The sequence below is a fragment of the Pseudomonas paraeruginosa genome (assembly GCF_003025345.2).
Taxonomy (GTDB): domain Bacteria; phylum Pseudomonadota; class Gammaproteobacteria; order Pseudomonadales; family Pseudomonadaceae; genus Pseudomonas; species Pseudomonas paraeruginosa.
Window position 1 is genome coordinate 470812 of the sequence record NZ_CP020560.1, and the last position, 11672, is coordinate 482483.

At 67.8% G+C, this 11672-nt stretch carries 9 protein-coding genes; 6 read left to right on the plus strand and 3 right to left on the minus strand.

What is annotated here, in order from left to right:
• The first annotated feature begins 242 nt into the window (after positions 1 to 242).
• Both B7D75_RS02235 and B7D75_RS02240 read left to right on the plus strand, forming a co-directional pair.
• Entirely contained in the window at positions 243 to 1733 is a 1491-nt protein-coding gene (locus B7D75_RS02235; protein WP_003157341.1) for an NCS1 family nucleobase:cation symporter-1, read from the plus strand.
• A gap of 58 nt (positions 1734 to 1791) precedes the next feature.
• On the plus strand, positions 1792 to 3075 hold the full coding sequence (locus B7D75_RS02240) for a Zn-dependent hydrolase (protein ID WP_012074028.1): 1284 nt from the start codon (positions 1792 to 1794) through the stop codon (positions 3073 to 3075).
• A 201-nt stretch (positions 3076 to 3276) separates the two neighbouring features.
• Here B7D75_RS02240 and B7D75_RS02245 read toward each other — a convergent pair whose 3' ends face one another.
• Positions 3277 to 4500 carry a CaiB/BaiF CoA transferase family protein gene (locus B7D75_RS02245; protein ID WP_012074029.1) on the minus strand — a complete coding sequence of 408 codons (1224 nt, stop codon included), beginning with the start codon at positions 4498 to 4500 and terminating at the stop codon, positions 3277 to 3279.
• Positions 4501 to 4619: 119 nt separating this feature from the next.
• Complete coding sequence (locus tag B7D75_RS02250) at positions 4620 to 5801, minus strand: acyl-CoA dehydrogenase (protein ID WP_003084682.1); 1182 nt, start codon at positions 5799 to 5801, stop codon at positions 4620 to 4622.
• Positions 5802 to 6021: 220 nt separating this feature from the next.
• Here B7D75_RS02250 and B7D75_RS02255 point away from each other — a divergent pair, with 220 nt between their 5' ends.
• The gene (locus B7D75_RS02255) at positions 6022 to 6930 is read left to right on the plus strand and encodes a LysR family transcriptional regulator (protein WP_003154941.1); all 909 of its coding nucleotides are present in this window, start codon (positions 6022 to 6024) and stop codon (positions 6928 to 6930) included.
• A 151-nt stretch (positions 6931 to 7081) separates the two neighbouring features.
• Positions 7082 to 7486 carry an acyl-CoA thioesterase gene (locus B7D75_RS02260; RefSeq protein ID WP_012074031.1) on the plus strand — a complete coding sequence of 135 codons (405 nt, stop codon included), beginning with the start codon at positions 7082 to 7084 and terminating at the stop codon, positions 7484 to 7486.
• 42 nt (positions 7487 to 7528) lie between these two features.
• Here the strand turns inward: B7D75_RS02260 and B7D75_RS02265 are convergent, their stop codons facing one another.
• Positions 7529 to 9139, minus strand: a complete 1611-nt coding sequence (locus B7D75_RS02265) for an inorganic phosphate transporter (RefSeq protein ID WP_107113702.1) — start codon at positions 9137 to 9139, stop codon at positions 7529 to 7531.
• Between the two features lie 378 nt (positions 9140 to 9517).
• Here B7D75_RS02265 and B7D75_RS02270 point away from each other — a divergent pair, with 378 nt between their 5' ends.
• On the plus strand, positions 9518 to 10849 hold the full coding sequence (locus B7D75_RS02270) for an NfeD family protein (protein ID WP_079741253.1): 1332 nt from the start codon (positions 9518 to 9520) through the stop codon (positions 10847 to 10849).
• Complete coding sequence (locus B7D75_RS02275) at positions 10846 to 11640, plus strand: slipin family protein (protein WP_034080839.1); 795 nt, start codon at positions 10846 to 10848, stop codon at positions 11638 to 11640. The genes B7D75_RS02270 and B7D75_RS02275 overlap by 4 nt, the downstream gene beginning before the upstream one ends.
• Positions 11641 to 11672: the final 32 nt, after the last annotated feature.

Below are 11672 nucleotides of genomic sequence, written 5' to 3' on the forward strand. Positions count from 1 at the left end.
CCCCGACGACGCGCCGGACTGCCCGCCGGCATGTCGCCGTGATTGTCGATGAAGTGTTTCAGATCAGTCGGTTACCTCCAGTAGACCGGCCTGCCCAGTGACGTCGCGGGGTTTTCGGCACGCTTATTGAGTGCCGCCCGCCACGGCATTGTCCGGACCGGAGGTGCAGTACTGGTGGTGCGGTACTCCGGCCATCGCATTAGCCCGATGAGCGAATAACTAGAAGAATCCTGGAGAGGCCCATGCAACAGAGCAGATCGGAAGTGACCGAGCGCGACGGCTTGGTCGAGCTGTCCGCCGGCAGCGACGTACTCGACAGTCCCCGCTACAACCACGACATCGCCCCGACCCGGGTGGAACAGCGTACCTGGAACAAGTGGCACATCACCGCGCTGTGGATCGGCATGTCCATCTGCGTGCCCACCTACACCCTCGGCGGAGTACTTACCGCCTACTTCGGCCTCAGCGTCGGCGAAGCGCTGCTGGCGATCCTGCTGGCCAACCTGGTGGTGCTGATCCCGCTGACCCTCAATGCCTTCGCCGGCACCCGCTACGGCATTCCCTTCCCGGTGCTGCTGCGCGCCTCGTTCGGGATCATCGGCTCCAACGTGCCATGCCTGATCCGCGCCGTGGTCGCGTGCGGCTGGTTCGGCATCCAGACGCTGTTCGGCGGGCTGGCGATCCACCTCTTCCTCGGTTCGCTCTTTCCCGCCTGGAAGGCCCTCGGCGGCACCGGCGAGGTGATCGGTTTCCTCCTGTTCTGGGGCTTGAACCTTTGGGTGGTGCTGCGCGGCGCGGAGTCGATCAAGTGGCTGGAGACACTCTCGGCACCGCTGCTGGTGCTGGTCGGCCTCGGCCTGCTGGTGTGGGCGCTGCCGCACATCTCGGTCAGCGAACTGCTGGCGCAGCCGCCGAAGCGTCCGGAGGGCGCCAGCGTCACCGGCTACTTCATGGCCGGGCTGACCGCGATGGTCGGCTTCTGGGCCACGCTGTCGCTGAACATCCCCGACTTCAGCCGCTACGCGCGCAGCCAGAAGGACCAGATACTCGGACAGATCCTCGGCCTGCCGCTGACCATGTTCCTGTTCGCCGCCCTCGGCGTGGTGATGACCGCCGCCTCGGCCTCGCTGGTGGGCGAGACGGTTTCCGACCCGGTCAGCCTGATCGGCCACATCCCCAGCCCCGGCTGGGTAGCGGTGGCGATGGCGTTGATCATCGTCGCTACCCTCTCGACCAACACCGCGGCGAACATCGTCTCGCCGACCAATGACTTCCAGAACATCGCGCCGAAACTCATCGGCCGCACCCGCGCGGTCTGGCTCACCGGTTTCATCGGCCTGGCGCTGATGGCCCACGAGTTGCTGAAGAAGCTCGGCTGGATCGTTTCCGACCTCAGCCTGGAAAGCGTCTACTCCAACTGGCTGCTCGGCTACTCCAGCCTGCTCGGGCCGATCGCGGGGATCATGGTGGTGGACTACTTCCTGGTGCGCAGGCAACGCCTCGACCTCGCCGGACTCTACCGCGACGACGTCTACCCGGCCTGGAACTGGCCCGGCTTCGCCGCCTTCGCGGTGCCGGTGGCGCTGACCGTCATGGCCATCGGCAATCGCCAGTTCCACTGGTTCTACGACTACGGCTGGTTCACCGGCTCGCTGCTCGGCGGCGCGCTCTACTACGGCCTCTGCGGCCGCCGCGCGCGGAGCCCGGCGGCGCTGGCCAAACCGCTGCCCTGATGGGCGCACAGGCGGCCGGCGAGCCGCCGATACCCACTCCAAGCCTGAGGAGACGACAATGAGCACTGCCCGGAACGTCCTGCAATCCACCCAGCGGCACATCGATGGCCAGCGTCTCTGGCAATCGCTGATGGATCTCGCCCGCCTCGGCGCCACCGCCAAGGGCGGGGTCTGCCGCCTGGCCCTGACCGATCTCGACCGCCAGGCCCGCGATCTCTTCGTGCAATGGTGCGAAGCGGCCGGCTGCACGGTCAGCGTCGATCGGGTCGGCAACATCTTCGCCCGTCGTCCCGGGCGCAATCCGGAACTGCCGCCGGTGATGACCGGTAGCCACATCGACACCCAGCCCACCGGCGGCAAGTTCGACGGCTGCTTCGGGGTGATGGCCGGCCTCGAGGTGATCCGCACCCTCAACGACCTCGGCGTGGAAACAGAGGCGCCGCTGGAGGTGGTGGTGTGGACCAACGAGGAAGGCTCGCGCTTCGCGCCCTGCATGATGGGCTCGGGCGTATTCGCCGGCAAGTTCACCCTGGAGGAGACCCTGGCCAAGCGCGATGCCGACGGTGTCAGCGTAGGCGAGGCGCTGGACGCCATCGGCTATGCGGGAGCGCGCGATTGTCTCGGGCATCCGGTGGGTGCCTATTTCGAGGCGCACATCGAACAGGGGCCGATCCTCGAGGACGAGGAGAAGACCATCGGCGTGGTGCTCGGCGCGCTCGGCCAGAAGTGGTTCGACCTGTCCTTGCGCGGCGTCGAGGCACACGCCGGGCCGACGCCGATGCACCTGCGCAAGGACGCCCTGGTCGGCGCCGCCGCGGTGGTCGAGGCGGTCAATCGCGCGGCCCTCGGCCACCAGCCGCACGCCTGCGGCACGGTCGGCTGCCTGCACGCCTATCCCGGCTCGCGCAACGTGATACCTGGCGAAGTGAAGATGACCCTGGACTTCCGCCATCTGCAACCGGAGCGCCTGGACGCGATGATCGCCGAGGTCCGCCAGGTGATCGCCGCGACCTGCGAGAAGCATGGCTTGCAATACGAGCTGGTGCCGACCGCCGACTTCCCGCCGCTGTACTTCGACCAGGGTTGCGTCGGCGCGGTGCGCGAGGCGGCGCAGGCGCTGGGGATGCCGCACATGGACATCGTCAGCGGCGCCGGCCACGACGCGATCTTCCTTGCCGAACTCGGTCCGGCGGGGATGATCTTCGTGCCCTGCGAGAACGGCATCAGCCACAACGAGATCGAGAATGCCAGTCTGGACGACCTGGCCGCCGGCTGCGCGGTGCTGTTGCGAGCCATGCTCAAGGCTTCCGAGGCGATCGCCGGCGGCCGCCTGGCGGCCTGAGCGGCGCTTCCATCGAGGCGCGGGCAGACCGCCTTCTACACGGGTTCGGTAGGGCGAATAACGCCAGGGGCGTTATCCGCCGATGCGCGGCTGGTCGGCGGATAACCGCGTTGCGGTTATGCGCCCTACGCCCTACGTGGTGCTGCGCGGTGGACGGTGGGGCGTTGTCCGCCGCTGCGTCGCTGGGGCGGCGCGCTGGGTTCAGATCACCTTACCGTCGCGCAGTCTTTCCAGCGCGGCCGCGTCCAGGCCGAGGAGCGTCTCGAGGACATCGTCGGTGTGCTGGCCGAGGGTAGGCGGCGGGTTGCGGTATTCCACCGGCGTCTCGGACAGGCGGATCGGGCTGGCCACCTGCGGCACCGTGCCGCCCAGCGGGTGCGGCAGCTCCACGCGCAGGCCGCGGGCCTGCACCTGCGGGTCGGCGAACACCTGCGCCAGGTCGTTGATCGGCCCGCAGGGCACGCCGGCGCGCTCCAGGGAAAGAATCCACTCGGCGGTGCTGTGCAGCACCGTGGCCTGGCGGATCAGCGGGATCAGCACCTCGCGGTTGGCCACCCGCGCCTTGTTGGTGGCGAAGCGCGGGTCGTCGGCCCATTCCGGATGGTCTGCCAGCTCGGCGAACTTGCGGAACTGGCTGTCGTTGCCGACCGTGAGGATCATGTCGCCGTCGGCGGTGGGGAAGTCCTGGTACGGCACGATGTTCGGGTGCGCGTTGCCCAGGCGCCGCGGCGGCACGCCGGTGGTCAGGTAGTTGAGGGTCTGGTTGGCCAGGCAGGCGACCTGTACGTCGAGCAGGGCCATGTCGATGTGCTGGCCGATGCCGCTGACGTCGCGGTGGGCGAGGGCGGCGAGCACCGCGGTGGAGGAGTACAGTCCGGTGAGGATGTCGGTCAGCGCCACGCCGACCTTCACCGGACCGGCGCCTTCCTCGTTGTCGGCGCGCCCGGTGAGGCTCATCAGGCCGCCCAGGCCCTGAATCATGAAGTCATAGCCGGCGCGCTTGGCATAGGGGCCGGACTGGCCGAAGCCGGTGATCGAACAGTAGATCAGCTTCGGGTTGACCTGCTTCAGCGATTCGTAGTCGAGGCCATAGGCCTTGAGCCCGCCGACCTTGAAGTTCTCCAGCAGGATGTCGGCCTTGGCCGCCAGCTCGCGGACGATGCGCTGGCCTTCCGGTTGGGTGAAGTCCACCGTCACCGACTTCTTGTTGCGGTTGGCCGACAGGTAGTAGGCCGCCTCGCCGGTGTCGTTGCCTTCGGCATCCTTGAGGAACGGCGGGCCCCAGGCGCGGGTGTCGTCGCCGCTGCCGGGGCGCTCGATCTTGATCACCTCGGCGCCGAGGTCGGCGAGGATCTGCCCGGCCCAGGGGCCGGCCAGGACACGGGACAGGTCGAGTACGCGGATATGGGAAAGGGCGCCGGGCATGACGGTTCTCGCTGCTGGGGGCTGGAAACGGAAATGGCCGGGAAGACGGGTTCCTTGCCCGTCTCCCCGGCGGCCGGCGCGCTACCGTGAAAAAGCGCGCCGGGGTGTTGCTCGGTGACTCAGAAGAACGCCTGGATGCCGGTCTGCGCGCGGCCGAGGATCAGCGCGTGGACATCGTGGGTACCCTCGTAGGTGTTCACCACCTCCAGGTTGACCAGGTGGCGGGCGATGCCGAACTCGTCGGAGATGCCGTTGCCGCCCAGCATGTCGCGGGCCAGGCGGGCGATGTCGAGGGCCTTGCCGCAGCTGTTGCGCTTCATGATCGAGGTGATTTCCACCGCCGCGGTGCCTTCGTCCTTCATCCGCCCCAGGCGCAGGCAGCCTTGCAGGGCCAGGGTGATCTCGGTCTGCATGTCGGCCAGCTTCTTCTGGATCAGTTGATTGGCGGCCAGCGGGCGGCCGAACTGCTGGCGGTCGAGCACGTACTGGCGGGCGGTGTGCCAGCAGAACTCGGCGGCGCCCAGGGCGCCCCAGGAAATGCCGTAGCGCGCCGAGTTCAGGCAGGTGAACGGACCGCGCAGGCCGCGTACTTCGGGGAAGGCGTTCTCTTCCGGAACGAACACGTTGTCCATCACGATCTCGCCGGTGATCGAGGCGCGCAGGCCGACCTTGCCGTGGATCGCCGGGGCGCTCAGGCCCTCCCAGCCCTTCTCGAGGACGAAGCCGCGGATCTGCCCTTCGTCGTCCTTGGCCCAGACCACGAAGACGTCGGCGATCGGGCTGTTGGTGATCCACATCTTGCTGCCGCTCAGGCGATAGCCGCCGTCGACCTTCTTCGCCCGGGTGACCATCGAGCCCGGGTCGGAACCGTGGTTCGGCTCGGTCAGGCCGAAGCAGCCGATGTATTCGCCGCTGGCCAGCTTGGGCAGGTACTTCTGCCGGGTGGCTTCGTTGCCGAATTCATGGATCGGCACCATCACCAGCGAGGACTGCACGCTCATCATCGAGCGATAGCCGGAGTCGACGCGCTCGACTTCGCGAGCGATCAGGCCATAGCAGACGTAGTTGAGGCCGCTGCCGCCGTAGGCTTCGGGAATGGTCGCGCCGAGCAGGCCGGTCTCGCCCATCTCGCGGAAGATCTTCGGGTCGGTCTGTTCGTGGCGGAAGGCTTCGAGCACGCGCGGGGCCAGCTTGTCCTGGGCGAACTGCTGGGCGCTGTCGCGAACCATGCGCTCTTCTTCGGTGAGCTGCTGGTCCAGCAGCAGGGGATCTTCCCAGTTGAAGCTAGCTTTGGTGGCCATGCGTACATCCTCGTCGAGCGGTAGCGGAGGCTGGCGTGGGCCAGCCGGAATGGAAGCATCCTAAGAGCCTGGCGAGTGGGGCGGCAAACGAGGAATTCGCACTGATCTGTGCTATTTTCTCACTCCGAAAAATGAATGCCCGTATTCCATGCCCTTTGCGAGGCGCGAGGAAGCGTGACCAGGGCGTCATAGATGCGAAACCAGCACTCCGGAGTCTTCCGTGCGACGCAAGATCCCTTCCACCGCCGCGCTGGTCAGCTTCGAGTCCGCCGCGCGCCACGAGAGCTTCACCAAGGCGGCGGAAGAACTGTCCCTGACCCAGAGCGCGATCTGCCGGCAGATCGCCACGCTCGAGGAGTTCCTCGGTGTCGAGCTGTTCCGTCGCTCGCGGCGCGGGGTCAAGCTCACCGAGGCCGGGCTGTCCTATAGCCGGCGGGTGGCGGTACGCCTCGACGCGGTGGAGCGCGACACCCTGGCGGTGATGGGCCACCAGGGCGGCGGCGCGATCGAGCTGGCGGTGGTGCCGACCTTCGGTACCCAGTGGCTGTTGCCGCGGCTCAAGCGCTTCCAGCGTCTGCACCCGGAGGTCACGGTCAACCTGACCAACCGTACCCGTCCGTTCCTCTTCGCCGACACCGAGTTCGACGCCGCGCTGTACTTCGGCGATGCCGACTGGTCGGGTACCGTCTCGCATTTCCTGATGCGCGAGAATCCGGTGCCGGTGTGCAGCCCGGAGCTGCTGGGCGGGCGCCGAACGCTGAGCGCCGAGCAGATCGCCGGGCTGCCACTGATGCAGCAGAGCACCCGGCCCTACGGCTGGCGCCAGTGGTTCCATTCCCAGGGCCTGAACGTCGCCCACGACATGAGCGGGCCGCGCTACGAGCTGTTCTCGATGCTCGCCCAGGCGGCGATGCACGGCATGGGCGTGGCGCTGGTACCGCCCTTCCTGATCCAGGAGGAACTGGCCGACGGCCGGCTAATCGTGCCCATGCAACATGCCTATTTGAGCGAGAACGCGTATTACCTGATCATTCCCGAGCGCAGGGTCGAGTCGGCCATGCTCAACGCCTTCCGCGACTGGCTGGTGGAAGAGGCCAGGCAGTACCGCGAGGCCAACGGACTCGGCTGAACGCGCAGGAACACCGGGCGGCGCAGGCAGGACGCGCCGCTCCGGGACCGGGCTTGCCGGCCGGGTCCCGCGGAGCCGCGGCGGCGATCCCGCCGGGCATCCTCCACGACGGCCAGGACGGCGGCCGCGGAGCACCACACCAGGAGTTCACATGAATTTCCACACCCGCAAGTGGGTCAAGCCAGAAGATCTCAACCCCAACGGCACCCTGTTCGGTGGCAGCCTGCTGCGCTGGATCGACGAAGAGGCGGCGATCTACGCGATCATCCAGCTGGGCAACCAGCGCGTGGTCACCAAGTACGTTTCCGAGATCAACTTCGTCAGCTCGGCGCGCCAGGGCGACATCATCGAGTTGGGCATCACCGCCACCGACTTCGGCCGCACCTCGCTGACCATGACCTGCCACGTGCGCAACAAGATCACCCGCAAGAGCATCCTCACCATCGACAAGATGGTCTTCGTCAACCTCGGCCCGGACGGCTTGCCGGCGCCCCATGGCAAGACCGAGATCACCTACATCAAGGACCAGTTCAAGGAAGACGAAGTCCTGCCCTGAGCGGCGCGCCAGGCGGCCGGCAGCCGAGCCGGCCGCCGCGTTTCAGAACAGCCGGGTGAGCAGCCAGTAGAGCGAGGCCGAGAGCAGGATCGCCGCCGGCAGCGTCAGCACCCAGGCCATCAGCAGGTTGCGGATGGTCCTCCACTGCAACCCCGAACCGTTCGCCGCCATGGTCCCGGCCACCCCCGAGGAGAGCACGTGGGTGGTGGACACCGGCAAGCCGTACAGGTCCGCCGCGCCAATGGTCAACATCGCCACGGTTTCCGCCGAGGCGCCCTGGGCGTAGGTCAGGTGGGTCTTGCCGATCTTCTCGCCGACCGTCACCACGATGCGTTTCCAGCCGACCATGGTGCCCAGGCCGAGGGCGATGGCCACGGCGATCTTTACCCACAGCGGGATGAACTTGGTGGCGTCGTCGATCTTCTGCTTGAACGCCTGCAGCTTGCCGCGGGTGTCGGCGTCGAAGCGGCCGACGCCGTCCTGGTCCATCAGGCGGATCGCCTCGGAGGTCAGGTACATGTCGTTGCGCACGTTGCCCATGGCTTCCGCCGGTACCCGCGAGAACGCACCGTAGCCTTTCACTTCCCGGCCGATCGAGCCGGTCAGCGCGGCCAGCGCCGGGATCAGCTCAGGCGATGCCTGCTTGCTGCGCACGTACTCGGAGAGCACCTGGCGCGGATCGGCCGGCGCCGGTTGCGGCGCGCTCTTCACCAGCGCTTGCCGGGTGACCTCGGCGACCGCGGCGAACTGCACCGCCTGGTCCGCCGGCATGGTGCGGTTCAGCGCGTAGGCCATCGGCAGGGTGCCGACCAGGATCAGCATGATCAGGCCCATGCCTTTCTGCCCGTCGTTGGAGCCGTGGGCGAACGATACCCCGGTGCAGGTCAGGATCAGCAGGCCGCGGATCCACCAGGGCGGCGGCGCCTTGCCCTTCGGCGCCTTGTACAGTGCGCGGTTCTTCACCAGCAGGCGCAGCGTCAGGAGCAGCAGGGCGGCGCAGGCGAAGCCGATCAGCGGCGAAAGCAGCAGCGAGTAGCCGACCTTGCTCGCCTGGCCCCAGTCCACCCCGCTGGTGCCGTCGCGGCCGTGCATCAGCGCATTGGCCACGCCGACGCCGATGATCGAGCCGATCAGGGTGTGCGAGGACGATGCCGGCAGGCCCAGCCACCAGGTCCCGAGGTTCCACAGGATGGCGGCGATCAGCAGGGCGAAGACCATGGCGAAGCCGGCCGAGGAGCCGACCTGCAGGATCAGTTCCACCGGCAGCAGGGCGATGATGCCGAAGGCCACCGCGCCGCTGGAGAGCAATACGCCGAGGAAGTTGAAGCTGCCCGACCAGACCACCGCGAAGTGCGGCGGCAGCGAGTGGGTGTAGATCACCGTGGCCACGGCGTTGGCGGTGTCGTGGAAACCGTTGACGAATTCGAAGCCGAGGGCGATCAGCAGGGCCACGCCGAGCAGCAGGAAGGGCGTCCAGGTGGTGACCGCGCTGCCGACGTCGTCGATGTCCTGCACCAGGCTGTAGGCGCTGAACAGCAGGCCGATGGCGAGGGCGGCGAAGAAGACGATGGCGGCGAGGCGGCCGGGCTTGTGCTCGAGTTGCGGCTTGCCGGCGCTGGCGATGGCGTCGGCGGGAAGGGCATCGGAGGTCATGGTGCAGGTCCGCGCTGGGGTGACCGGCACATCATGGGCAGGCGATTGTGACAAGTTGTGTCTTGCGCCTGCCGGCTTCGGCTGGCGAAGAAAAGGGCAGGGGCCGCGGGAGGCCGCTGGAAGCCGGATGGGGTCGGGCGCCAGGCGGCCTGCCCGCTGCGGGCGCGAAGGTTAATGAATTCCTGCGATGAGTGCCATCATTTTGTCGCTAAAAAGTTGGCATGTTGAGAGATTTGCCGAACCGGACACGCTCGGGAAGGCGAGAGGCGCTGGACTAGACTGAGAAGTGCGCGGCAGGACCGGTCGCTTGCCGGTCCGTCGCGCGGGACGAGCGTCTTCGTCCCGGGGTGGCCCGGCCGGGCGGCCGGGGAGGTCGATATGCGTATGCCGTGGCGGCTCGCGCTGGCGCTGTGGCTGTGCTTAGCCGGCCAGGCATGCCTGGCCGCCAGCGCAACGGTGCGGGTACTCTCCGTGGACGGCGCGATCGGCCCGGCCAGCGCCGATTACCTGGTGCGCGGCATCCAGCGTGCCGCCGAGGACGGCGCGCAACTGGTGGTGCTGGAAATGGACACGCCCGGCGGCCTGGACGCATCGATGCGGCGCATCGTCAAGGCGATCCTCGCCAGCCGGGTACCGGTCGCCGGCTTCGTCGCGCCCGCCGGCGCCCGGGCGGCCAGCGCCGGTACCTATATCCTCTACGCCTGCCATGTCGCGGCGATGGCGCCCGGTACCAATCTCGGCGCCGCCACGCCGGTGGCGCTGGGGGCGCCGGACGAAGCCGAAGGCAAACCCCCGGCGCGGGGCACCGGCCCCATGGCGCGCAAGCAGGTCAACGATGCCGCCGCCTATATCCGCGGCCTCGCGCAACTGCGCGGGCGCAACGCCGAATGGGCCGAGCGCGCGGTGCGCGAGGCGGTCAGCCTGGCGGCGAGCGAGGCGGCGGCGCAGAAGGTGATCGACCTGCAGGCTCGCGATCTGCCCGACCTGCTGCGCCAGCTCGATGGCCGCAGCCTGCGCGTCGGCGAGCGCGCGTTGACCCTGGCCACCGCCGGCGCCACGGTCGAGCGCCAGGCACCGGACTGGCGTGCGCGGCTGCTGGCGGTGCTCACCGACCCCAGCGTGGCGCTGATCCTGATGATGATCGGTATCTACGGGCTGATCTTCGAACTGGCCAATCCCGGCATGGCGCTGCCCGGCGTGCTTGGCGGCATCTGCCTGCTGCTCGGCCTGTACGCCCTGCAGATGCTGCCGGTCAACTACGCCGGGCTGGCGCTGATCGCGCTGGGCCTGGCGTTCATGGTGGGCGAGGCGTTCGTCGCCAGTTTCGGCGTGCTCGGCATCGGCGGGATCGTCTCGTTCGTGGCCGGCGCGCTGATCCTGATCGATACCGAGGTGCCCGGCTACGGCATTCCGCCAGGCCTGGTGGTGGCCCTGGCATTGCTCAGCGCGGCGCTGATCGTCGGTCTGCTGGGCATGGCCCTGCGCGCTCGCCGGCAGGCGGTGGTGAGTGGCACCGCCGGACTGGTCGGCAGTCTGGCGACTGTGGCGGCGGTGGATCCCGAACAACCCTGCGCAGGCTGGGTGCTGCTCCAGGGCGAGCGCTGGCGGGTGCTCGCCACGCGGCCGCTGGCGGTGGGCCAGCCGGTCTGGGTGCTGGCGCGCAAGGGCCTGCTCCTGGAAGTCGCGCTGGCCGATGAAGGAGGTGGATGATGGGTATTTCCTATGGTTTGGCGATGTTGCTGGCGTTCCTCGCGCTGCTGCTGTTCAGCGCGCTGCGCATCCTCCGCGAGTACGAGCGCGGCGTGGTGTTCCAGCTCGGGCGCTTCTGGAAGGTCAAGGGGCCGGGGCTGGTGCTGGTGATCCCGGCGATCCAGCAGATGGTGCGCATCGACCTGCGCACCATCGTTCTCGACGTGCCGCCGCAGGATGTGATTTCCCGCGACAACGTTTCGGTGAAGGTCAACGCGGTGGTGTACTTCCGCGTACTCGATCCGCAGAAGGCGATCATCCAGGTGGAGAACTACCTGGCCGCCACCAGCCAACTGGCGCAGACCACCCTGCGCGCGGTGCTGGGCAAGCATGAACTGGACGAGATGCTCGCCGAGCGCGAGCGCCTGAACCTGGATATCCAGCAGGTGCTCGACGCGCAGACCGACGCCTGGGGCATCAAGGTGGCGAATGTGGAAATCAAGCACGTCGATCTCAACGAATCGATGGTCCGCGCCATCGCCCGGCAGGCCGAGGCGGAACGTGAGCGCAGGGCCAAGGTGATCCACGCCGAGGGCGAGTTGCAAGCCTCGGAGAAACTCATGCAGGCGGCGCAGATGCTCGGCCGGCAGAGCGGTGCCATGCAGTTGCGCTACATGCAGACCCTCGGTGCGATCGCTGGCGACAAGAGTACGACCATCGTTTTCCCGATGCCGATCGAACTCTTCGGCGGCAAGTACGCAGGTGCCGCGCCGCGGAACGAAAAGGCTGCCGGAGAGGACCAGGAGAGGTGAAAGCGCGCGGTTTGTGATCGAAATATCATCGA